The sequence below is a fragment of the Streptomyces sp. NPDC051243 genome (genome assembly GCF_044455405.1).
Lineage (GTDB): Bacteria > Actinomycetota > Actinomycetes > Streptomycetales > Streptomycetaceae > Streptomyces.
The window spans coordinates 285,415-308,106 of sequence record NZ_JBITES010000001.1; the positions used below are offsets into that span (position 1 = coordinate 285,415).

Genomic DNA, 22,692 nt, shown 5'->3' on the forward strand with positions numbered 1-22,692 from the left:
TGAGGAGAAGCCATGCCCCAGGTCCCGCCCCCGTTCGATCCCGAGCTCGCCGCCGCCCTGGAGCTCATCAAGGACATGATCTCGCCCGGCCTGACGATGGACGAGATAGCCGAGGTCCGCCAGGGTCCGGGCATCCAGATGCTGGCCGATCTGGACCTGACCATGGACGGCTTCTTCGAGGTCGAGGACCGGACGGTGCCCGGCCCCGAGGGCGCGCCCGAGATCTCCCTGCTGATCTGCCGGCCGGCCGCCCCGGCGAGCTCGGCTCCGCGGCCGGTGATCTACCACGTCCACGGCGGCGGCCTGGTCATCGGCAACAACCGGGTCGGCGTGGACATGCCGCTGGCCTGGGCGAAAGAGGTGGACGCGGTCGTGGTGTCCGTGGAGTACCGCCTCGCGCCCGAGCACCCGTACCCGGCGCAGATCGAGGACGTTTACGCCGGCCTGGAGTGGACCGCGAAGCACGCGGGCGAGCTGGGCGGCGACCCGCAGCGGATCGTCGTCGCCGGTGCCAGCGCGGGTGGCGGACTGTCCGCGGCGCTCGCGCTGCTGACCCGGGACCGCCGGGGCCCGGAGCTGATCGGTCAGCTGCTGATGTGCCCGATGCTGGACGACCGCAACGACACCCCGTCCGTCCATCAGATGGCGGGCCTCGGCATCTGGGACCGTACGGCCAACGAGACCGGCTGGACGGCGCTGCTCGGTGAGCGCCGTGGCGGCCCCGACGTGCCCGCGTACGCGGCGCCGGCCCGCGCGCAGGACCTGACCGGGCTGCCCCCGGCGTTCCTCGACGTCGGCTCCGCGGAGACCTTCCGCGACGAGGTCGTGGCCTATGCGTCCCGGATCTGGCAGGCGGGTGGGGTGGCCGAGCTGCATGTGTGGCCCGGCGGTTTCCACGGCTTCGACGGGTTCGCGCCTCAGGCGGCGTTGTCGCAGGCTTGCCGGGGGGCGCAGCTGGCTTGGCTCAGGCGGCTGTTGGGTCAGTGACGTCGCCGCACGCCTGATCGTCCGCCGGCCTGTTGTCACGCGGGTGCGGTCGTCTGCGGCTTGTCGCGCCCTCGCGGCGCGCCGCATGGGAACGCGGCCCGCACCCCCTTCAGGCCGGTGACGGCCCCGCCTCTTGACGCCGTACCGCACCATGGGCCTATGAAAGAGCTGGCCGGGCGCCTGACCGCGCTCGATCCGGACGCCGGTGCCGCCGTCCGGGTCATCGCCTACTTCGATCGGCTCGCCGAGGCTCGGGCCGGGCTGGAGACGCTGGTGCGCGGGGCCGCCGTGCTGGCCGGGGTGCCGGCGCGGCTGGTGGACGCGGACCGGCGGGTGCGTGTCCGGGTCGAGGCCGACGGGACCCGCCGGGAGAGCGAGGCGCCCCCGGATCCCGCCTGGCCCTCCGCCGCGCTGACGCCGGGCGGCGCTCCGGCACTGTGGCTGGAGCGGGCCGAGGCGGCGGAGCCCAGCGTGGTCGACGCGGTGATCCTGGAGCGGGCCGCCGGTGCCGTACGGCTCGTGCTGGACCGGACGCGCGGGCGGGCGCCGGCCGACGACCCGGCGCTGGTCGAGACCCTCCTCGACGCCACGGCCCCGGAGGCGGCGCGCCTGCACGCGGCCCGTCGGCTGGGGCTCGATCCCGCCGCACCGGCCCGCGTCCTCGCCCCGCTGGACGGCCGCCCCCGCATAGTCCCCGCTCACCCGGAGCCCGAGCCGCCCGACGGCCGGGTGGGCGTGGGCCCCGCCGTCCCGGTGCTCGACCTTCCCCGCTCCTGGGCGCAGGCCCGCGTCGCGCTCCGCTTCACGGCCGAGGGCACCGCGCAGGACCCCGGTCCGGGCGTCGTCCACGCCGACGAGCTGGGCTGCGTAGCCCTCCTCGCCGACCTCGTCGTACCGGGCGCCGAGCCGCAGCCCGACGTACAGGCTCTGGAGTCGGCCGCGGCGGCCGCGCCCTGGCTGCTCGCCACGCTGCACGCCGTCGCCTCGACGGTGAGCCTGCGGGCGGCGGCGGCCGAGATCAACGTCCACCACTCCACCCTCCAGGAGCGGCTGGCACAGGCCGAGCACCTGCTGGGCTGGCCGCTGCGCACACCGCAGGGCAGGTTCCGGCTGGGCCTGGCCCTGGCGATGCGGCATCTGGCGCGGCCCTGAGGGCGCCGGCCGCGGTCAGCGGAACTCGTGCACGACCTCGATCGTGCCGACGATGTGGGTGTTGAACTCGTCGAGCTCCTCGGCCGGCACCCACAGTTCGAGGATCGTCTCGCCGCCCGCCCGCTGGACGGGATACCGGCTCAGGAAGTCGGAGTCGACCTCGAACCGGGTCACGAAGCCGGCGCCGTCGTACTTGACGTTCCAGTCCCGGGCGATCCTCACCGCGTAGTCCTCGTTGAGCACCGGGTAGAAGATCGGCTGCTCGGGGAGCCTCGGCGGCCAGGCACGCCACTGCAGCTCGCGGACCAGGTCCAGCTCCTTGGGGCCGGTCGGTCGCCAGAGTGTGGTGGTCCGGGGCGTGCTGATCATGGGCGACGACGATACCCAGGCGGCCGGTGCGACGGCCACGGGTTTCCGGCCGGGGTTGCGCGCGGAGTTCGGCGCTGCACGCGGTTTCCGGCCCTGCACGCGGTTTCCGGCCCTGCACGCGGTTTCCGGAAGTACATGCACGCGCGCTCTACACGCATTCGCTGGAAATTTCACGGATGCCCTATCCTGGAGGACACTTCACACCGGGACGGAGGACACCGGCGCCATGACCGCCACGGACCCCGCGCTCACCGCCCTCGCCCAGGGCTGGTGCGCACTTTCCCTGCTGCACGGCAGGATCGAGGCGCACATCGAGCGCGCCCTGCAGACCGGGCACGACCTGAGCGTGCGCGAGTACTCCCTGCTCGACGTCCTCAGCCGCCAGCACAACGGCGAAGGCGGCCACCTGCAGATGAAACAGGTCGCCGACGCGGTCGTCCTCAGCCAGAGCGCCACCACCCGCCTCGTCACCCGACTCGAGGACCGCGGCCTGCTCTCCCGCTACCTCTGCCCCACCGACCGCCGAGGCATCTACACCGACGTCACCGAAGCCGGCCTCGAACTCCTCGAAGAAGCCCGCCCCACCAACGAGGCCGCGCTGCGCGAAGCCCTCGACGAAGCCGCCAAGAATCCCGAACTGGCCCCACTGGTACGAGCCGTGGAGACCCTCCGCGTCCCTGTCTGAGCCGGCCCGGCGACCGGTGCGCTGTCGCATCGGTCCGGGCTGCCGTTGACGGCTCCTCGCACGGACACGTACTAATGGCCCGCATGAGCGCGCCCAGTCTCCCCTTGTCCGGCATCACCGTGGTCAGCCTCGAACAGGCAGTGGCCGCCCCGTACGCCACCCGGCAGCTCGCCGACCTCGGCGCGCGCGTGATCAAGGTCGAGCGGCCCGGGGACGGGGACTTCGCCCGCCGGTACGACACGACGGTGCACGGGCAGTCCAGCTATTTCGTCTGGCTCAACCGGTCCAAGGAGTCGCTCACGCTGGATCTGAAGGCTCCCCGGGGCCGGGAAATCCTGCACCAACTCCTCGACGGTGCCGACGTGTTCGTACAGAATCTGGCGCCCGGTGCCGCCGACCGCCTCGGTCTGGGTGTCGAGGCGCTGCGGGAGCGGTGGCCGCGGCTGGTTCCGTGCACGATCTCCGGGTACGGCACCTCCGGGCCGTGGGCCGACCGGAAGTCCTACGACCTGCTGGTCCAGTGCCAGACCGGGCTCGTGTCGCTGAGCGGAACCCCCGACGAGACCGCGCGCGTCGGCATCTCCGTCGCCGACATCGCCGCCGGGATGTACGCGTACAGCGGCATCCTCACCGCCCTCTACACGCGCGCCACCACCGGTACGGCCCATCCGGTGGAGGTGTCCCTGTTCGAGGCGCTGGCCGAGTGGATGGGGCAGCCCGCCTACTACACGCAGTACGGAGGCACGCAGCCGCCGCGTCTGGGCACCCAGCACCCGACCCTCGCTCCGTACGGCGCCTTCACCGCCGCCGACGGCAAGGAAGTGCTGTTCTCCATCCAGAACGAGCGCGAGTGGGCCGTCCTGTGCGCCGAGTTCCTGGGCCGGCCGGAGCTCACGGACGACCCGCGCTTCGCCACGAGCTCCGCCCGTGTGGCCCACCGCGACGAGCTCAACGCCGTCGTCGCCGAGCGCTGTGCCCGCTCCGATGCCGAGGAGATCCTGAAGGACCTGGAGGCCGTCAGCATCGCCTGTGCCGGGGTCAATGACGTCGCCGCGTTCCTCGACCACCCCGTCCTTGCCGCCCGCGGCCGCTGGCGCGAGGTCGCGGTGCCGGGCGGCGCGACGGCGCGGGCCCTGCTTCCGCCGGCCGACCTCGCGGGAGTGCCCGCGCGCATGGACCCGGTTCCCGAGGTGGGCGAGCACACGGAGGCGATCCTCGCCCAACTCGGGCGTACCGGAGAGGAGATCGCGGCTCTGCGCGCGGACGCCGTTGTCTAGGGCTGCGTACCCGTCCGCCCGTTGAGGTCGGTGGCGGTGAAGCCCGGCTCCACCGAGGCCGCTGCTCACGTTCACCACGACCAGCGCCGGGGACCGCTGCAGCAGCGGCAGTAAGGCGTGGGTGACACGCACGACGCCGAAGTCGGTCGCCACGAGGCCGGCCGCAAGGTCGTCGAGCAACCGCAGGTCCCTGCCCTGACCCTGAACTGCGACATCCTCACCGTGGCCGGCAGCGATCTGCGCCTCATGGTCTACACGGCCGAACCGGGCATCGCGGACGTCGAACGCCTCGCGCTGGTCGCCGTGCTCGGCACACAGCCCGAGGTGTGACCCCAACGTTTCGGGCCCTTCGTACGTCACAGTGTCGGGGCGAGCGCGACACCCGCCCCTGCCGTGCCCGTCGCCGCCCGTTCGGGGGGATCCATGCGTACGACCGCTTCACGCACCGTCCAGCTGCTCACCGCCCTGGGCCTGTTCACCGCCGCATGCGGCGCAGGCTCAGGCTCAGGCGCGACAGGCTCGGGCGAATCCGAGCCGGCGCCGGACACCAGGCCCCGCGCCCTCGAGGTGGCCGAGGCCTGGGACGGCTCACCGGCCGCCGAGACATGGCGCAAGGGCTACTACCCGATGGCGGACGCGGTCCAGCTGCCGGAGGACGCCTTCCACAACGACGCCGACAAGGAGGCGTACATCACGGAGAACTTCCGGCTGCGCGGCGAACTCCCCGACTCTCCGCGCGAGGACGCCGAGGTGACCTGGGAGCGCGGCGGCGCGCTCACGCTGCCGCTCATGGGCGCGCGGCAGGCGTACGAGAGCGTGGGCCGCAGCAGCGGGCCGGGACCGTATCTCACCGTGACCGGGGCGAAGCTGGGTGAGACGACGCTGGCCACGAGTCGCGGTCCGGCCACCGTCCCGGCGTGGCTGTTCACGATCGAGGGCTACGACACCCCGCTCAAGCGCGTCGCCCTCGAACCGTCGAAGCTTCCCGAGCCGCCCATCGGGCCGGTCGGGGACACTCCGGCCAACGGTGTGGGGGAGCTCGCCGAGCTGGTCGCGGTGGCCGAGGACTACCGGTCCGTCACCGTGCACGGCTACCACGGGTCCTGCGACGACGGACCCGCCGTGGACGTGCTGGAGACGGACGGCAGCGTGGTCCTGTCCGCCTACGTCGTCGGCGCGCGGGACGGCATCTGCACCTCCGACCTGCGCGTCAAGGAGGTGAGGGTCGAGCTGGACCGTCCACTCGGCGACCGGATACTGCTGGACGCGTTCACGGGCCGTCCGGTGCCGCACGGCAACCTCACGGGGCCGTCCCCCAGCTGGCGCTGACGATTCCCGCCGGCCACTCACCGTGGCTGAAGGACCTTCATATCCCCGGTTCTCCGGGGCGGGAGAAGGCCGCGCCGCCGTGAGTGGGTTCCGCGACGGCACGCCAGGGACAGGACCCGGGGTGGCCTTGGACAGGCCTTCGAGCTGCGGGCGAGGCACCAGGGGTGCACCGGGCGCTGTCGGAGACCACATCAGCGGCCAGAGGAAGCGGCGCGGTCTCGGGTGGAGCGAGGCGGGCCGCAGCTCACGCCGTCAGGGCCGACTCGGCCACCGCCAGGGCCTGTTCGGCGTAGCCGCGGCCGAAGAGCACGGCGTGCACCAGGAGGGGGAAGAGCTGGTGCAGGGCGATGCGGTCGCGCCAGCCGTCGGCGAGGGGCGCGAGCGCCCGGTAGCCGTCCAGGATCCGGTCCAGGTGGGGGCAGCCGAAGAGGTGGAGCATGGCCAGGTCTGTCTCGCGGTGGCCGCCGTGCGCGGCCGGGTCGATGAGCCAGGCGTGCCCGTCGGCGCCCCACAGGACGTTGCCGTTCCACAGGTCGCCGTGCAGCCGGGCGGGCGGCTCGGCAGGGCCCGCCAGTTCGGGCAGACGCTCGCACACCCGCTCGATGACGGATGCTTCGGCGCTGCGCAGCGTGCCTTCGTCGACCGCGCGGCGCAGATAAGGCAGCACCCGGTGCTCCGCGTACCAGCGGGGCCAGTCGGGGCCGGTGACGTTGCGCATCGGGGCGAGGCCGATGTACGCGTCCTCGGGGCCGCCGGGCGGTGGGGCGCCGAACGCGGGTGCGCCGGTGGCGTGCAGGGCGGCCAGTTCGCGGCCGAGGCGCTCCGCAGCCGCGGCGCCGGGCCGGCCGGTGGCCACCCGGTCGGTGACCAGCCACCGCCCGTCGTGACCGTGCACGGCCGGGATGCGGACCGTGCCGGCGTCGGCCAGCCAGCGCAGTCCCGCCGCCTCGGCCTGTGCGGCTCGGTCGTCGCCGCGCTTGACCATCACCACCCGGCCGCCGTCGAGGGTCACTTCCGCGAGCGCCCCGGAGAGCCGGCGTTCACCGATGGCGGGCAGACCGGTGAACCGCGCGGCCGCGGCGCTCGGGCCGTCGAAGGAGTTGTGCACGGGCATCAGGTTACGGCGGGCCCCGGCGGCACTGAAGTCGGCCGGTCGGCGACGTCACCCGGGTCAACTACCGGCCGCCGCCTTCTTGATCGCCTCACGGATCCGGGAGTAGGTGCCGCAGCGGCAGACGTTCTCGATCCGGTCGATGTCGGCGTCCGTCGGCCGGGGCGTCTTCTTCAGGAGAGCGGCCGTGGCCATGATCTGGCCCGGCTGGCAGAAGCCGCACTGGGCGACGTCGCAGTCGAGCCAGGCCTGTTGCACGGGGTGCAGCCGGTCGCCGTCGGCCAGGCCCTCGATGGTGGTGACCTCACGGCCGGCGCAGTCGGCGACGGGGACGACACAGGGCTGGATCTCGTCGCCGTCGAGATGGCTGGTGCAGGCGCGGCAGGCGCCGACACCACAGCCGTACTTGGGGCCGGTGACGTTCAGCAGGTCGCGCAGCACCCACAGCAGGGGCATGTCGGCGGGTGCCTCGACGGTGACGCGCTTGCCGTTGAGGGTGAAGGAGTAGGACGGCATCGGTACCTTCTCGAAGGCTCAGAAATTGAGGGGGAAGCGGCGCGGCTTGGTGCCGGTGGCCCGGGCGTAGGCGTTGGCGACGGCGCCCGCCGCGGCGGGGACGCCGAGTTCGCCGGCTCCGCCGGGATCGCCCTTTGCGGGCATGATGTGCGCCTCGAAGTGCTGCGGGGCGTGCCGCTGGCGGGCGTAGTGGAAGTCGGCGAAGCTGCTCTCGCGAACGGCGCCCTTGTCGATGTGCAGCCCGGCCCGCAGGACCGTGGAGATCCCGTCGACCGCGGTGCCCATCAGCTGGGCCTCGAGTCCGCGCGGGTTGACGGCCGTTCCGACGTCCGCCGCCATCACCACCTTGGTCACCCGGGGGTTCTTCGGATCGGCGGCGTCGATCTCGACCAGGCAGGCCACACAGGAGCCGTACTCCTCGTGCACGGCGACACCCTGGGCGTGGCCCCGGGGCATGGTCCGGCCCCAGTCCCCCGCCCTGGCGACCTTGTCCAGTACGGCTTTGACGGCCTTGCTCCGCAGGGTCGTACGGCGGAAGGCGACCGGGTCCTTGCCGAGGCTGCGGGCGACCTCGTCGACGACGATCTCCTCGGCGGTGCGCACCGTGCCGGAGTCCACCGAACGCCAGGCGCCGAGGGGAATCGCGAGGTCCACCGAGCCCGAATCACCGGAGAGCCGGCCGAAGTTGTACAGGCCGCTGTCGCTGGGGAGCGGGGCCGCCGCGGGGGCGGCACGTACGGCCGAGCCCACGCCGCCCTGGGTGGACAGGCCCTGCTTGCCGAGGGACTCGTTGACCGAGGCCGTCGCATGGGCGAAGGCCACCACCCTGCCCCGGGCATGGCTGGCCCGGATCCGGTGGTGGGAGGCCGGGCGCATGCGGCCGTGCCGGATGTCGTCGGCCCGGCTCCACATCAGCTTCACCGGCCGGCGCGCCTTCTTGGAGATCAGGGCCGCCTCGATCGCGGCGTCGTAGTTCAGCCGGCGTCCGAACGAGCCGCCGCCGCGCAGGACATGGACCCGGACCTTCGACACCGGCAGGCCGATCGTCGAGGCGATCTCCTCGCGCGCCGACTGCGGTGTCTGGGAGGAGAACCAGATCTCGGCGCGCTGGGCGCGTACGTCCGCCACGGCGGTGAGCACCTCCATCGGCGCGTGGCTGACGAAGGCGAACTCGAACTCGGCCTCCGTCTGCGCCGATCCGCGCGGCGGGGTCTCCAGTTTCGGCACGGCGGCACGCAGCCGGGAGCGGATCCCGGCGTCGGAGAGGTTGGCCAGCGGGCCCGGCGCCCACTTGATCCGGAGCGCGTCCCGGGCCTGGAAGGCGTGGTGGAAGGTGTCGGCGACCACGGCGACACCGCCGTCGATCCGGACGACCGCGTGCACGCCGGGCATGGTGCGTGCGGCCGCGGAGTCGACCGAGACGACCTTGCCGCCGATCGTCGGCGGCCGGGCCACCACGGTCGGCTTGGCGCCGGCCACCGCGAGGTCTCCGGTGTACTTCGCCTTGCCGGTGACGATGTCGCGGGCGTCGATGCGGGTCGTCGGCCGGCCGATCAGGCGGTGCTTGGACGCGGGCTTGGGGTCGGTCGACACGGCCGGGCGTGTGATCCGGGCGGCGGCTCTGGTCAGCGTTCCGAAGGCGGCCGAGCGGCCGTCCGGTGCGAAGACCCGGGTGCCCCGGGTGCGCAGGGTCCGCGCGGGGACGTGCCATTGCCGGGCCGCCGCCGTCACCAGCTTGGCGCGGGCGGTGGCGGCCAGTTGCCGGGCCGGTCCGTACAGCGAACTGACCGAGTTCGAGCCGCCGGTGAACTGGTTGCCCTTGCCGCGGGCGTCCGCGAGCGGGATGTCGACGTCGGCGAGGCGGGCGTCCAGCTCCTCGGCGATCATCATCGCGACGGCGGTGGTGACGCCCTGGCCGACCTCGACGCGCGGCAGCCGTACGACGACCCTGTTGGCCGGGGTGATCTCCAGGACCAGCATTTCCTCGTCGGTGCCGGTGACCAGGACGTCGGAGGCGGCGCGGCCGTCGGCCGCGGCTTCCTCGGCGCCCTGCGCGGTCGAGCCGTCGCAGCCGAGCGGTGCCGCGACGGTCAGGGTGGTCGCCGCGAGCGAGTACACCACGAACTGCCTGCGGGACAACTGACTGGCCAACAGACGCTCCTCTCCGAGAACCCGGGGTGGTTCGACCTGTATGAGGGGCGGGTGCGCGCCGGGGTTGCGCCGGTTGGCCGCTGCATCGATCTACGGGCCGAGGCGGGAGAGGTCGGTGCCCCACTCCAGGTGTCGCACCAGCTCGTCCTCGCCCTGCCGGTTCCCGCTGCCGCCCCGTGCGCCGGGACCGGACGGGGCGTGGGTGCCGCGGGAAATGCCGCCGCTGACCGTGATGTTGTGTTCCACGCGAGGGCGGCGAAGGGACTCGTACAGGGTGAGCGCGACGTCCGTGTCCGGCGCGTCCCGCAGGGACTTGGCCAGGATCACGGCGTCCTCCAGCGCCATGGACGCGCCCTGCCCGGTGGCGGGGGAAGCCGCGTGGGCCGCGTCGCCGATGACCAGGGTGCGGCCGGAGCGCCAGGGCGTCCCGGTGGGGAGTTCGCAGGCGTTGGTGACCATGAGCCGGTCGGGGGTCGCCGCGACGAGGTCCGCGGCCGGAGTGGCGTCCTTGCGCAGCAGGGGCAGCAGCAGGTCGCGCCAGCGGGCCGGGGTGCCGTCCGCGAGGGCGTCGGCGGCCAGGGGTGCGTCGGTGACGCGTGCGAACCAGTACGTCTCCCCCGCGGGCGACAGAGCGTAGCCGAAGGCGACCGAGCTGCCGCGCACCATGGTGATCGTCTCGGCCCCGGCGGCCTCGGGGGCGGTGTCCGTATAGCCGTAGAAGACGTACTGACCGGCGTACTCCGGGCGGGCGTCCGGGGCGATGAGGCGGCGGACGGTGGAGTTGAGGCCGTCGGCGCCGATGAGCAGGTCGCCGGTGGCCGTGCTGCCGTCGGCGAAGCGGGCGGTCACACCGTCCGGGCCGTCCTCGACCGACATCAGGCGGGCGCCGTGCCGGATGCCGATGCCCCGGCGCGCGACCTCGGCCTGTAAGGCGGCGTTGAGGTCGCCGCGCCGCAGGCACCGGTACCGCAGGTGTGCGGTGCCCGCCTCGCCCAGCGGCACCTGGGCCACCTCGGCGCCCGTGTCGTCGAGGACCCGCATCGAGGTGAGCGGAAAGCCGATGGCGGTGACCGCGTCCGAGGCGTCGACCTCCGCGAGCGCCCGCATGCCGTTGCTCGCGAGGGTGAGGAACGCGCCGATGTCCTCGGCGGAGTCCGGATGCGCCTCGTACACGGCGACGTCGAATCCGGCCTTGTGCAGGGCGAGCGCTGCGCCCGCGCCGGCGATCCCGCCCCCTACGACAATCAACCGCGTCACATCGCCCCCCTTGAACGCGCGTGCGGCCCCTGCCGGTCGCCGCCGTCCTTCGTGGAACGTCCCAGGTCCGGCCCGGGTTCCCGAGCGGGCACCCCGACCGCCGCACCGAACCGGTACACCGAACCGGAATGCATGCAACCATTCCGGCAACCCGAATGTCTCCTCTAATATCAGGCACATCACCTCCAGGGGGACGTAATGGGACGAAAGCGAGTGGCCTGGGCGACGACCGTCGCGCTCATGGCCGCCACCTTGGGTGTCGCGGCGGTTCCGGCCGGCGCCACCACGGCCACCACCCGGGCCACGGCCTGCCCCACCGGCTGGGGCAGTCAGGCCAAGACCCGCTCCGCCGCCACGTCGGAGTCGGTGACGAACATCAGGACCGGCCGGCACGCCTGCTTCGACCGCATGGTCGTCGACGTCCCCGGCGCGGGCACCAGCGCCCTCGGCTATTCCGTCAGGTACGTCAGCCGCCTCCACCAGGACGGTTCGGGCAACCACATCCCGGTCGGCGGCGGAGCCGTCATCGAGGTGCGGGTGGCCGCCCCGGCTTACGACCCCGACACCGGGAAGCCCACGTATCCCGTGCGGGCCGGTCAGCGTCTGCCGGGCGTGGACCTCACGGGTTACCGCACCTTCCGGGACGCCCGGTTCGCCGGCAGCTTCGAAGGGGACACGCAGATCGGGCTCGGCGTCCGGGCGCGGCTGCCGTTCCGCGTGTGGGTGGCCCCCGACCGGGTCGTGGTGGACGTCGCGCGCAACTGGACCGGGGCACGCTGAGGCCCTGACGGAGTCGCTGTGATCAGGGCTGCGGGGCGGTCAGGGCGTCCCGCCCCTGGTACTCCCGCAGCTTCCGGTAAAGGGTCGCCCGGGCGATCCCCAACGCCGCCGCGGCGCGTGCCTTGTTGCCGCCGTGGCGGCGCAACGCCTCCAGGATCGCGGCCCGTTCGGCGAGCTCCATGGGGCTCAGGCTCCGTCCCGCGGGTCCCTCCCGGACAGGATCCGGCAGTTCGCCGCGCCGCACCGGTCCGCTGAACCGGCGCTGGCTCGCGAGGGCCCTCACGAGATGGGCGAGTTCGGTGACGTTTCCGGGCCAGGGATGCTGTTCCAGCGCCCGCAACGCGTCCAGGGTCCAGGTCAGCGGAGGGCTGCCGGGGGCCGGCCCGGGCGCCAGCGCGGGGAGCAACTCCCGGATGTCCTCGGGGCGTTCCCGCAGGGCGGGCAGTGTCACCGAGCGGGCCGCGAGGGTGTCGAGGAGGCGCTGGAGGCAGGGGCCGGGCGAGGTTCCGGGCGTGTACGTGACGATGAGACGGGCGTCCGGACGCTCGTCCAGGAGGGAGTTGAGGGCGGCGACGTCCGGCTGGGCGAGCCGTTCGGCGTGGCGCAGCAGCAGCGGGCGGTCGCCTGCCCTCCACCGGCTTTCGGCCGCGGGGACGCCAGTCTCGCCACGCCCGTCGTCGTCGTCGAGGCCGGGTTCGGGTGACTCGGCGGCGTCCACCACCAACGGGGCCGTGCCGTCGAGGAGTTCGAGGCCGAGCGTGGTCTTGCCGGTTCCCCGCTCGCCCACCACCAGCAGGGGTCCCGCCGTACGGGCCAGCGCCGCCGCTCGCGCGACAGCGTGCCGCCACGGCACCGAGCCGCCCACCAGTGAGCTCAGCGGACGCGGCGGCGAGGGCGCCGGCTCCACGGAGCGTGGTTCGAGCACCGCGACCAGCCCGAGAACGCGGCCTTCATGCCGTACCGGAGTGATCTCGACCGTGCACCCGGCGTCCTCAGGCAGCGGGATCCGGTACGACTCATCCAGCCCGCTCCTCTCACCGGCGACTGTCCCCTCCTCGGCGCCCGTCCCCTCCCCGGCGCCTTTACCCGCACCGGCTCCCGTCCCCCAGGCTCGCGCCCGCCGCTCCAGGGCCTCCAGCACCTGAGGCGACGCGAGACGCACCGCCGCCTCGCTGACCAGCCGGTTACGGCCGTCCAGCGCGACGACCGCCCGCTCACGCCCGCGCGCGGCCCGCTCGTAGGCGTCGAGCAGCGCGCGTTCCGCGGTACGCGCGCGTGCCCGCAGTTCCGCCTCCACCGCCGTGGCCGCCGCCTCGGCGAGGGCGGCGCCGGGGTGCGGACGGCGCCCCGCGCACAGGCCGGAAGCGACCGTCACCGTGCCGAGGGCTTTTCCCGTCTGCGGGGAGAGCAGCGGCACGCTGACCGCGGAGACGTCCTGCCACATGTCGAGGAAGTGCTCGGGACCGTGCACCTCGGCCCGGCGTCGCGTGCGCAGGGCGAGCGCGGCGCTGTTGTGGCCGACCTCGCGCTCGGACAGGTCGCGGCAGGTGTCGTCGCCGGGTGCGCTGCCCGTCGACCACAGCACCCTCAGCCGCTCGTCGGTGAGGACCAGTGCCGACCGTTCGACGTCGAGGGCCGGGGCGAGGCGGGTGAGCGCCGGACGCGCCGCCTGAAGCAGCGGCGAGTCGACAGGGTCGGCCACCGACTCCCGTATCGGGCCCTCGAGATCGGGCCGTACGCCGAAGAACCGTGCGCGCCGCCAGGCGGCGACGACGTCGTCCGGTACACCGTCCGGGAGCGGGCGCCCCGTCAGGAACCGCTGTCGGGCCTGACGGAGAGGGGCGAGGGCAGGGGGATGTTCCGCGGTGGTCATGGCGTTCCTCACCGTATCGGGGGCGTCGCACACGCGGCGATGGCGGGCTGTCTCGTAATGAGACACCCACGACCGGACGCCCAGCTCCATGATCTTGAAAGGTCGGGTCCGTCCCCCTCCCCTGTCTCATCTCCTGGAGCGTTCTGTCGTGCACACCGTCGTCGAGACCGATGTACTGATCGTGGGCAGCGGCCCGGCGGGCGCGTCGGCCGCGCTCGCCCTGAGCACCTACGGCGTGCGCAACATGGTCGTCACCCGGTACGCGAGTCTCGCCGACACCCCCCGCGCGCACATCACCAACCAGCGGACCATGGAGGTGCTGCGCGATCTGGGCGTCGAGGAGGACGTGGTCGCCCAGGCCACGCCCCAGCAGCTGATGGGCAACACGACGTTCTGCACCAGCCTGGCCGGCGAGGAGCTGGGCCGGGTCCGCTCCTGGGGCAACGATCCGCTCGTGCAGGCCGCGCACGACCTCGCCAGCCCGACCCGTATGTGCGACATGCCGCAGCACCTGATGGAGCCGGTGCTGGTGAACGCGGCCATCGCCCGCGGCACCGACTTCCGCTTCAGCACGGTGTACCGGTCCTTCGTCCAGGACGAGGGCGGCGTCACGGTCACGGTCGAGGACCGGCTGCGCGGCGACGAGTACACGATCCGCGCCAAGTACCTGATCGGCGCCGACGGCGGCCGTTCGAAGGTCGCCGAGGACGCCGGGCTGCCGATGGGCGGTCAGATGGGTGTCGCGGGCAGCATCAACATCGTCTTCGACGCGGATCTGACCAAGTACACGGCCCACCGCCCCTCCACCCTCTACTGGGTGCTCGCGCCGGGCGCCACGGTCGGCGGCATCGGCGCGGGCCTCGTGCGCTGTGTGCGGCCCTGGAACGAGTGGCTGATCGTCTGGGGGTACGACGTGACCGCGGGCGCTCCCGACCTCACGGAGGAGTACGCGCTGTCCGTCGTACGGCAACTGGTCGGCGACGACGAGATCCCGGTGACCGTCAAGTCGTCCTCGGCGTGGACGGTGAACGAGATGTACGCCGAGACGTACGCCAACGGCCGGGTCTTCTGCGCCGGTGACGCCGTGCACCGCCACCCGCCGTCCAACGGGCTCGGCTCCAACACCTCCATCCAGGACTCCTACAACCTGGCGTGGAAGCTGAAGCTCGTGCTCGACGGCGTGGCGTCGCCGAAGCTGCTCGACACGTACGACGCCGAGCGGGCTCCGGTCGGGAAGCAGATCGTGACCCGCGCCAACAAGTCGATCGCCGAGACCGCCCCGATCTTCGAGGCACTGGACGGGCTCTCGCCGCAGACACCCGAGCAGCTGTGGGCCAACATCGCCGCCCGAAAGGACGCCACGGAGGCCGCCGAGAAGCAGCGGACCGCGCTGCGCGAGGCGATCGCCTTCAAGGCGTACGAGTTCAACGCGCACGGCGTCGACCTCAACCAGCGCTACGCCTCCGACGCGGTCGTCCCCGACGGCACTCCCGATCCCGGCTTCACCCGCGACCCGGAGCTGTACCACCAGCCCACCTCACGCCCCGGCGCCAAGCTCCCCCATGCCTGGATCACCTCCGGGACCCGGACCCTGTCCACCCTCGACACCGTCGGCAAGGGCCGCTTCACGCTGCTCACCGGCATCGGCGGCGACGCCTGGGTGCGGGCTGCCGCGGCCCAGCCCCTCGACATCGCCGCCGTGGTGATCGGACCGGGGCAGGAGTACGAGGACCCGTACGGCGACTGGGCGAACCTCCGCGAGATCTCCGACGCGGGCGCCCTCCTCGTACGCCCCGACGGGTATGTGGCGTTCCGGTACGCCGACGCGTCCTCGGCCGAGGACGCCGAGCGGTTGCTCACGGACGCGCTGCGGCGGATTCTCGGGCACGGTTGAGAGGGCACGGTTGAGATGTGCGCCCACGAAACCGGGGAACAGGACGCCGGGGAAGGAGCCGACATGACCGGCGAGCCGACAGTCACCGAAGAGGCCGTCGCCAGTCTGCGCGGGACCGCCGATCCCCGTCTGCGGGAGCTGCTGACCGGCCTGATCCGGCATCTGCACGCCTTCGCGCGGGAGACCGGGCTGACGCAGGAGGAGTGGGAGCGGGCGATCGGGTTCCTGACCGCGACCGGGCAGGCGTGCACGGACACCCGGCAGGAGTTCATCCTGCTGTCGGACGTGCTCGGGCTGTCGATGCTGGTGGAGACCATCAACGAGCGCCAGGGCCCGGGCGCCACCGAGTCGACGGTGCTGGGCCCGTTCCACATGACCGAGTCCCCCGTCCGCGAGCTCGGCGCGACCATCGACCTGGTCGGTGACGGCGAGCCGTGCGTGGTCAGCGGACGGGTGCTGTCCCCGGACGGCGGTCCGCTGCCCGGCGCGAAGGTCGACGTGTGGCAGGCCGACGGGCACGGCTTCTACGACGTGCAGCGCCCGGACGTACAGCCGCCGGGCAACGGCCGGGGCCTGTTCACGGCGGACGCCGAGGGCCGCTTCTGGTTCCGTACCTGTGTGCCGAGCCCGTACCCGATCCCGACGGACGGCCCGGTCGGCGACCTGCTGCGGGCCACCGGACGGCACCCGTACCGCCCGGCCCACATCCACTTCATCGCCTCGGCCGCCGGCCACACTCCGGTGACCACGCACATCTTCGTGGCGGGCAGCGAGTACCTGGACTCCGACGCCGTGTTCGCCGTCAAGCCGAGCCTGGTGCAGGACTTCCAGGAGATCGACGATCCGTCACGGGCCGGGGAGTTCGGCGTCGGCAACCCCTTCCGGCACGCCCGGTTCGACCTCGTGCTGGAGCGGGCGTGACGGACTTCCTCGACTTCTCGTACGAGAGTCGGCCCGGGCGGGTCGTCCTCCGGCCGGGTGCGGCCGTGTCGGCGACGCCCGTTGAGGCCGAACGCCTCGGTCTGCGGCGGCTGTTGGTGGTGTGCGGGGCGCGTGGGGCGGACACGGCCCGGGCGGTCGCGGACGCGTTGGGCCCGGCCTGCGCGGAGCTGCACGACGGGGCTCGGATGCATGTGCCCGTGGAGGTCGCCGACCGGGCCGTCGAGGTGGCCCGGGCGGCCGGGGCCGACGGGTGCGTGGCGGTCGGCGGCGGCTCGTCGATCGGGCTGGGCAAGGCGATCGCGCTGCGCACCGGGCTGCCGCTGATCGCGGTGCCGTCCACCTACTCCGGCTCGGAGATGACGGACGTCTGGGGCCTGACCGAGCACGGCGCCAAGCGCACCGGCCGCGACCCGAAGGTGCTGCCCAGAAGCGTCGTCTACGACCCCGAGCTCACCCTCTCCCTGCCCGTGCCGCTCTCCGTGACCAGCGGAGTCAACGCCATGGCGCACGCCGTCGAGGCACTGTACGCGCCGGACACCTCGCCCCTGGTGGCGCTGATGGCCGAGGAGGGCGTACGGGCGATGGCGCGTGCCCTGCCGGAGGTGGCCGCGCAGCCGGCGTCCGTGGCGGCGCGCGGCCGTGCGCTGTACGGCGCCTGGCTGTGCGGGTCCTGCCTGGGCGCCACCACCATGGGCCTGCACCACAAGCTGTGCCATGTCCTGGGCGGCACCTTCGGCCTGCCGCACTCCGAGACGCACACGGTCGTCCTGCCGTACGCGCTGGCCCACAATGCCCCCGCCGCACCGGACGCGGCCGCCACCGTGGCCCGCGCCCTGGACGCCGAGGACGCGCCGGCGGCCCTGTGGGAACTGGCCGGACGCCTCGGCGCCCCCCGCTCCCTCGCCGAACTCGGCCTCAAGGAGGCCGACTTGGCCACGGCCGCCGCGCGGACCGCGGGCCAGGCCTACGCCAACCCCCGCCCGGTCACGGCCGACGGCGTGCTCGCGCTGCTGCGCGCCGCGTACGAGGGCGCACCGCCGACGGCCGCCGCTCCGTAAGGCCCTCCATTCGGCAAGCCCTTCTGTTCGGCAAGCCCCTCCACCCCCCACTCACATTCCCCCACTCCCGAAGAAAGGTGATCGCCATGCCCCTCGGACTGCTCAGGAGTCGACGCTCCCGGGGGGTGCCCGCCGCAGGGTTTCCCGTGCCGTCCGGCGCGGGCGGCGTGGCCCGCGAGGTCGTGGATCCGGTGGGGCTGCCGATGCGGGGCGCCGACGTCACGGTGACCGCGATGGACTCGCACGAGGTCGTGGTGCGGGGCACCACGGATCCGTACGGGCTGTTCTTCGCCGCGCTTCCGCCCGGCCGCTACGGCATGCGGATCACGGCGGAGGGCCTCACACCACACCAGGAAACCCTGGACGTCGTCGGCGGTACTACGCCCCCCACCGCGCGGGTCCAGCTGCTGTCGGGACGCCAGCTGGACCTCCCCGCGCCGGGCACCTGGCTGTTCGACCCGCCGCACACGGCGATCCGTTTCATCGCCAAGCACGTCGGCATGGCCCACGTCCACGGCCGTTTCGAGCGGTTCACCGGCGGCATACACGTGGAACCCGACATGACCGCCTCCCGGGTGTCGGTGCGCATCGAGGCCGCGAGCATCACCACGGGCAACAACACCCGCGACAACCACCTGCGCTCCGGCGACTTCCTGGACGTCGAGCGCTACCCGTACATCGACTTCACCAGCACGCGGTTCGCGTTCCGGGGCGGCACCAAGTGGACGCTGTACGGCAGCCTGACCATGCACGGGATCAGCCGTTCCGTCGAGCTGGACACCACCTACCTGGGGTCGGTCAACGGCGGCTACGGCGAGGAGCTGCGCTGCGCGGCCCTGGCCAAGGCGGAGCTCCACCGGGAGGACTACACGCTGAACTGGCGCAGCATGCTCGCGCGCGGTATCGCGGTGGTCGGTCCCACGGTCCAGCTGGAGCTGGACGTACAGGCGATGTACCGCACGCACGACACCCCGACACCTCCCGAATGAGCCAGGGTGGCCGAGAGGTACCTCACGCCCCGGTTACAGTTCGCTCAACCTCTGGTTGCGGCGCGGTGATCGGGTGACTATGGGGGCATGACACTGGCCCAGCGCGCCATGGAACAACTGGAACTCTGGCCCGATCTGAACGCGGGCGCGGCCAGTTGCGGTGCAGGGCGGGCACTGCGCACCGTCCACAGCGAGATCGTGCACTTCCACTCCGACCGGGACGTGGATCTGCACCTGACGGTCTCGGCCATCCAGCGGTTCCACGACGACCTGCAGGAGTCGACCGCGATACGGCTGGTCCCGGGCTCGAACTGGGTGACCGTCCACCTCGACTGCGACACGGACGTCGATCTGCTGATGAGCCTGGTCAGCGCGGCCCTCAAGGCCCATCAGAACCGGCCGTCCCCTGCCGGGCACCCGGCAGGGGACGAGTGCAACTTCCGTCGCGTGACGGTGCTGCCCCGGGGCTAGGTCGTGTCCGGTCCCGGTCCTGGCGCCGGGACGTCCGGCGGTCAGCGCTCGTCCGCGGAGTCGTCCTCCCCCGCCTCCAGCAGTCCCGCCGCCGCGCCGACGATCCGGGGATCGGGGGTGCCGACGACCTCCTCGTCCTTGTCGGAGTAGTCGAAACGGGCCAGCACACTGCGCATGGCCTCGACGCGGGCCCGCTTCTTGTCGTTGCTCTTGACCACCGTCCAGGGCGCGTGCTCGGTGTCCGTCTCACGGAACATGGCGACCTTGGCGGCGGTGTAGTCGTCCCAGCGGTCCAGTGAGGCCAGGTCCATGGGGCTGAGCTTCCACTGGCGTACGGGGTCGACCTGGCGGATGGTGAACCGGGTGCGCTGCTCGCCCTGGGACACCGAGAACCAGAACTTGACCAGGTCGACGCCGTCGTCGACGAGCATCCGCTCGAAGGCGGGGGCCTGCCGCATGAAGCGCCGGTACTCGTCGTCGCTGCAGAAGCCCATCACGCGCTCCACGCCGGCCCGGTTGTACCAGGACCGGTCGAACAGCACGATCTCACCCGCGGTCGGCAGATGCTCGACGTACCGCTGGAAGTACCACTGCCCGCGCTCCCGCTCGGTCGGCTTCTCCAGCGCCACGACGCGGGCGCCGCGCGGGTTGAGGTGCTCCGTGAAGCGCTTGATCGTGCCGCCCTTGCCGGCCGCGTCCCGTCCCTCGAAGACGATGACGAGACGCCGGCCGCTCTCCTTGATCCAGCTCTGCAGCTTCAGCAGCTCGATCTGCTGGAGCCGCTTGTGCCATTCGTACTCGGGGCGCTCCATGCGCTGCTCGTACGGGTAGTTCTCCCGCCAGGTGTCGACGGGGCTGCCGTCCGGCCTGATCAGGACGGGGTCGTCCTGATCGGTGTAGTCGACGCGCAGCCCTGACAACAGTTCGGTATCCATACACCGATGCAAGCGAGCGCTTTCGTACGCCCGGCGAACCCCAGGCAAAGATCAGCTATAGGTGACGTCCGACGCGCTGTACCGGCAGTACACGCCGTCGGGTCCGCTGCCGGTCCTGCTCGGCTCGTCCCCGTTGTCGTTGCCCTGGAAGCGGTCGCAGACGGCGATGTCCCTGCCGCCGTCCCCGCTGATGGTCACGCCGGAGAGGGTGGCCGTGTCGCCGTAGTTGGCGTTGACCCCGGCGATGGTGCCGGCCGGGCCCGTCACCTTGACCCCGCTGATGACCACGTGGCGTTCGTACTGGGTGTCGCAGTTGCCGCAGGAGCGGTAGAGCTTGCCGAAGTCCGCGACCTGGAAGTCGCGGATGGTCACGGTCCCGGCGCCGTTGTGCTGGAAGACCTTGTCGTCCGCGTGCCGGGCACCGCCGCCGAGGACGCGGTACGTCGCCGACGCGGACTCGCCCTTGAAGGTCGCCGCGTCCTCGCCCACGTCCTCCCACCACACGTTCTGCAGGGTGCAACTGCCCAGGCAGTGCACTCCGTCGGCGGCCGGGGCGCCCAGGACCACGTTCTTCAGAACCGCCCCGTCGGCGAGTTCGAAGAGCGGGTCCTGGTCCTCGTCCTGACCGTCGCGGCCGAGGGCGCCGGAGCCGTGGAGCCGCTGGAGGCCGCCGTCGTAGCTGCCGGTGACCTGGATGGTGGCGGTCACCGGCCGGTCGGTGGTAGGGCTCGGCCAGGCGGCGAAGCCGGTGGCGGGACGGGCGGCGGCGGTCGGCTTCGCGGAGGGGTCCGCGCTCCTGCGGGGCGACGCCTTCGAGGGGGAGGGAGACGTCGACGACTTGGTCGGCGACGGGGAGGCGGAGGCAGAGGTGGATGTCGAGGACGGGGTCGGGTCGGGGCTGCCCGCCTCCAGGAGCGTCGGGTTCCCGCCCTTCGCGGTGCCCGCTCCCGAGTCGGGCCTGGCCGGCAGCAGTACGGCGGCCGTGACCACGGTGATGGTCAGCGCGCCGATCAGCAGGGGGCGGCGGTCGGGTCTCCTACGGCGCTGACTGCGCCTGCGCGAAGGCGTTCCGGTGTTCATGCGATGGCTCTCGTTCGGTCTCGGGGGGGGGGAGGCGGGAAGACCCCTCGACCCGCAGTCGCCGCCGACCGCTTCGAGGTTGCCGATCAGTTTCCGGTCACGCCGAGCCGGGCGGGGTTCGCCGGCGCCATCCGCTTCCCGGTCTCGTTGTCCTGCTCGGCCACGACATCGGGAACGCAGCCGGGCAGACCGGACGCCAGGGAACGTGTTCGCGTCCCGGGGCTTCCCAGTGGGCCAGTAGGCGATGCGCCCGCTTGGTGAACCGAGGGCGCCACGAGACGATGTGGACGGGGCCCCGACCGCTCCCCCACCGCGCAGAGAGGCGGAACACGTGCCCGTCATCGACGCCTGGATGCAGCATCCGACGCCGCGCCACGCCAATCATGAGATGTTCGAGTCGCTGCGCCGCTGGACCGGCATGCGGACGCTCGACGAGCCGCTGCCCGTCGAGGTCACGGTGGCCGCGCTGGAGGCCGCGGACGTGGAGGTCGGGCTCGCGGCGGCCTGGTACGGGCCGCAGGGCACGCTGATCGACAACGACGAGGTGGCCGCCTTCGTCGCGCAGTCCGGCGGGCGGCTGCGCGGAGTGGCGGGCGCCGATCTCGCCCGGCCCATGGCCGCTGTACGGGAACTGCGGCGCACCGTCGACGAGTTGGGTTTCGTGGCGCTGCGCGTCATCCCGTGGCTGTGGGGGCTGCCGCCCACCGACCGGCTGTACTACCCGCTGTACGCGGCCTGCGTGGACCTGGGCGTGCCGTTCTGCACGCAGGTCGGCCACACCGGCCCGCTGCGGCCGTCGGAGACGGGGCGGCCGATCCCGTACATCGACCAGGTCGCGTTGGACTTCCCCGAGCTCACGATCGTGTGCGGGCACATCGGCTACCCGTGGACGACCGAGATGATCGCGGTCGCCGACAAGCACGAGAACGTCTTCGTCGACACCAGCGCCTACACCGCCCACCGCTATCCGCCGGAACTGGTGGAGTACCTGCGCGGCCGGGGGCGCCGCAAGGTCCTGTTCGGCTCCAACTACCCCATGATCACGCCGAGTCGGGCTCTGGAGCACCTGGACGTTCTGAAGCTGGACGAGGAGACGCGGGAGCTGTTCCTGCACGGCAACGCCCGCCGCGTCTTCGCCCTCTGACATCAGGACGAGCAGGACCAGGACACTGATCCGACCACCATGAGCGGCATATGCCGGTTCTCCTTATGAACGTCGGCCGCTTCCGTTCAGTTACCTGAATGAGATCCTCATATGAAGACGCTGTCTGCAAAGAGTGTGAAGACGCTGTCTGCAATGAGGACGGAGAAAGGTCAATGGATCCGCGCCCGTGGATTCAGTCGCCGGCCGACTCGGAGGCCTGCCAGCCCCTCCAGTGCAGGACGGTGATCACGATCACCGGCCCGTCCGGCGGTTGCCGCTCGTACCGGGGGTACTTCCGCCGCAGGAGTTCGATCGCGGAGGCGTACGCGCCGGATTCATCGAGTGTTTCGCCTGCGTCGGGCGGGCCTGGCGGAAGGATGCGGGCGCCCCCGTCGGCCCTGACCCACCACAGACGGTCCCAGTCGTCGTCGTACTCGTCCGCCAGCAGACAGACGGCCGGGCTCACCGCGATGTTGTGCAGCCGCCTGAGCCGCCGCGACCGCTTCGGCTTGCCGTCCACGGCGGTGACGATCTCGTCGCCGCGCACCGCGAACACGACCGGCACCAGATGCGGACGGCCCTCGGGGTCGACCGTCGCCAGCCGTGCGACGGCTGCCCCGGCGAACCGGACGCGTGCCTCGCCCTGCGCCATGTCCGGCATGACGGCTCCTTCGGTCCTGGCGGTACGGCGT

Annotated in this window: 21 protein-coding genes and 2 pseudogenes; 14 read left to right on the forward strand and 9 right to left on the reverse strand. The window is 72.5% G+C overall.

Features of this window, described 5'->3' with window-relative positions:
* Positions 1-12: 12 nt before the first annotated feature.
* The gene (locus tag ACIBAG_RS01250; protein WP_399099585.1) at positions 13-987 is read left to right on the forward strand and encodes an alpha/beta hydrolase; all 975 of its coding nucleotides are present in this window, start codon (positions 13-15) and stop codon (positions 985-987) included.
* A 159-nt stretch (positions 988-1,146) separates the two neighbouring features.
* Positions 1,147-2,139 carry a helix-turn-helix domain-containing protein gene (locus ACIBAG_RS01255; protein ID WP_399099587.1) on the forward strand — a complete coding sequence of 331 codons (993 nt, stop codon included), beginning with the start codon at positions 1,147-1,149 and terminating at the stop codon, positions 2,137-2,139.
* Between the two features lie 15 nt (positions 2,140-2,154).
* On the opposite strand, the gene ACIBAG_RS01260 is transcribed toward ACIBAG_RS01255, so the two are convergent.
* Positions 2,155-2,508 carry a hypothetical protein gene (locus tag ACIBAG_RS01260; protein WP_399099589.1) on the reverse strand — a complete coding sequence of 118 codons (354 nt, stop codon included), beginning with the start codon at positions 2,506-2,508 and terminating at the stop codon, positions 2,155-2,157.
* A gap of 226 nt (positions 2,509-2,734) precedes the next feature.
* Here ACIBAG_RS01260 and ACIBAG_RS01265 point away from each other — a divergent pair, with 226 nt between their 5' ends.
* From ACIBAG_RS01265 to ACIBAG_RS01280, 4 genes and pseudogenes are all read left to right on the forward strand, one after another.
* Positions 2,735-3,193 carry a MarR family winged helix-turn-helix transcriptional regulator gene (locus ACIBAG_RS01265; protein WP_399099591.1) on the forward strand — a complete coding sequence of 153 codons (459 nt, stop codon included), beginning with the start codon at positions 2,735-2,737 and terminating at the stop codon, positions 3,191-3,193.
* 83 nt (positions 3,194-3,276) lie between these two features.
* Positions 3,277-4,470 carry a CaiB/BaiF CoA transferase family protein gene (locus tag ACIBAG_RS01270; protein WP_399099593.1) on the forward strand — a complete coding sequence of 398 codons (1,194 nt, stop codon included), beginning with the start codon at positions 3,277-3,279 and terminating at the stop codon, positions 4,468-4,470.
* Between the two features lie 141 nt (positions 4,471-4,611).
* Positions 4,612-4,800, forward strand: a pseudogene (locus tag ACIBAG_RS01275) (transcriptional regulator); the annotation flags it as partial.
* Between the two features lie 93 nt (positions 4,801-4,893).
* Positions 4,894-5,799, forward strand: coding sequence for a hypothetical protein (locus ACIBAG_RS01280; RefSeq protein ID WP_399099595.1), 906 nt, complete (start codon positions 4,894-4,896; stop codon positions 5,797-5,799).
* Positions 5,800-6,043: 244 nt separating this feature from the next.
* Here the strand turns inward: ACIBAG_RS01280 and ACIBAG_RS01285 are convergent, their stop codons facing one another.
* The 4 genes from ACIBAG_RS01285 to ACIBAG_RS01300 form a co-directional block, all read right to left on the reverse strand.
* A complete protein-coding gene (locus tag ACIBAG_RS01285; RefSeq protein WP_399099597.1) occupies positions 6,044-6,907 on the reverse strand; it encodes a fructosamine kinase family protein in 864 nt (287 codons plus the stop codon).
* Positions 6,908-6,970: 63 nt separating this feature from the next.
* Positions 6,971-7,426 (reverse strand): (2Fe-2S)-binding protein, encoded by a 456-nt coding sequence (locus ACIBAG_RS01290; protein ID WP_399099599.1) that lies wholly within the window; start codon positions 7,424-7,426, stop codon positions 6,971-6,973.
* A gap of 18 nt (positions 7,427-7,444) precedes the next feature.
* Complete coding sequence (locus ACIBAG_RS01295; protein WP_399100540.1) at positions 7,445-9,547, reverse strand: molybdopterin cofactor-binding domain-containing protein; 2,103 nt, start codon at positions 9,545-9,547, stop codon at positions 7,445-7,447.
* A 120-nt stretch (positions 9,548-9,667) separates the two neighbouring features.
* A complete protein-coding gene (locus ACIBAG_RS01300) occupies positions 9,668-10,834 on the reverse strand; it encodes an FAD-dependent oxidoreductase (RefSeq protein WP_399099601.1) in 1,167 nt (388 codons plus the stop codon).
* A gap of 198 nt (positions 10,835-11,032) precedes the next feature.
* Here ACIBAG_RS01300 and ACIBAG_RS01305 point away from each other — a divergent pair, with 198 nt between their 5' ends.
* Positions 11,033-11,614: a hypothetical protein gene (locus tag ACIBAG_RS01305; protein WP_399099603.1), complete on the forward strand. Its 582-nt coding sequence runs from the start codon at positions 11,033-11,035 to the stop codon at positions 11,612-11,614.
* Between the two features lie 22 nt (positions 11,615-11,636).
* Here ACIBAG_RS01305 and ACIBAG_RS01310 read toward each other — a convergent pair whose 3' ends face one another.
* Positions 11,637-13,487, reverse strand: a complete 1,851-nt coding sequence (locus tag ACIBAG_RS01310; RefSeq protein ID WP_399099606.1) for a helix-turn-helix domain-containing protein — start codon at positions 13,485-13,487, stop codon at positions 11,637-11,639.
* A gap of 148 nt (positions 13,488-13,635) precedes the next feature.
* On the opposite strand from ACIBAG_RS01310, the gene ACIBAG_RS01315 reads away from it, so the two are divergent.
* From ACIBAG_RS01315 to ACIBAG_RS01335, 5 genes are all read left to right on the forward strand, one after another.
* Positions 13,636-15,381, forward strand: coding sequence for an FAD-dependent monooxygenase (locus tag ACIBAG_RS01315; protein ID WP_399099608.1), 1,746 nt, complete (start codon positions 13,636-13,638; stop codon positions 15,379-15,381).
* A gap of 63 nt (positions 15,382-15,444) precedes the next feature.
* Positions 15,445-16,302, forward strand: a complete 858-nt coding sequence (locus ACIBAG_RS01320; protein ID WP_399099610.1) for an intradiol ring-cleavage dioxygenase — start codon at positions 15,445-15,447, stop codon at positions 16,300-16,302.
* Positions 16,299-17,381 (forward strand): maleylacetate reductase, encoded by a 1,083-nt coding sequence (locus ACIBAG_RS01325; RefSeq protein WP_399099613.1) that lies wholly within the window; start codon positions 16,299-16,301, stop codon positions 17,379-17,381. Before ACIBAG_RS01320 ends, ACIBAG_RS01325 begins: the two co-directional genes overlap by 4 nt.
* Positions 17,382-17,467: 86 nt before the next feature.
* A complete protein-coding gene (locus ACIBAG_RS01330) occupies positions 17,468-18,370 on the forward strand; it encodes a YceI family protein (protein ID WP_399099614.1) in 903 nt (300 codons plus the stop codon).
* Positions 18,371-18,457: 87 nt separating this feature from the next.
* Complete coding sequence (locus ACIBAG_RS01335; protein ID WP_399099616.1) at positions 18,458-18,841, forward strand: luciferase family protein; 384 nt, start codon at positions 18,458-18,460, stop codon at positions 18,839-18,841.
* A 41-nt stretch (positions 18,842-18,882) separates the two neighbouring features.
* On the opposite strand, the gene ppk2 is transcribed toward ACIBAG_RS01335, so the two are convergent.
* Positions 18,883-19,776 carry a polyphosphate kinase 2 gene (gene ppk2, locus ACIBAG_RS01340; protein WP_399099618.1) on the reverse strand — a complete coding sequence of 298 codons (894 nt, stop codon included), beginning with the start codon at positions 19,774-19,776 and terminating at the stop codon, positions 18,883-18,885.
* A gap of 51 nt (positions 19,777-19,827) precedes the next feature.
* Positions 19,828-20,547, reverse strand: a pseudogene (locus ACIBAG_RS01345) (pectate lyase); the annotation flags it as partial.
* Here ACIBAG_RS01345 and ACIBAG_RS01350 point away from each other — a divergent pair.
* Both ACIBAG_RS01350 and ACIBAG_RS01355 read left to right on the forward strand, forming a co-directional pair.
* The gene (locus ACIBAG_RS01350) at positions 20,471-20,824 is read left to right on the forward strand and encodes a hypothetical protein (protein WP_399100581.1); all 354 of its coding nucleotides are present in this window, start codon (positions 20,471-20,473) and stop codon (positions 20,822-20,824) included. The pseudogene ACIBAG_RS01345 and the gene ACIBAG_RS01350 sit on opposite strands and share 77 nt — an antisense overlap.
* A 363-nt stretch (positions 20,825-21,187) precedes the next feature.
* Positions 21,188-22,000: an amidohydrolase family protein gene (locus tag ACIBAG_RS01355; RefSeq protein WP_399099620.1), complete on the forward strand. Its 813-nt coding sequence runs from the start codon at positions 21,188-21,190 to the stop codon at positions 21,998-22,000.
* 193 nt (positions 22,001-22,193) lie between these two features.
* On the opposite strand, the gene ACIBAG_RS01360 is transcribed toward ACIBAG_RS01355, so the two are convergent.
* Positions 22,194-22,661: a TIGR03668 family PPOX class F420-dependent oxidoreductase gene (locus tag ACIBAG_RS01360; RefSeq protein WP_399099623.1), complete on the reverse strand. Its 468-nt coding sequence runs from the start codon at positions 22,659-22,661 to the stop codon at positions 22,194-22,196.
* Positions 22,662-22,692 lie beyond the last annotated feature (31 nt).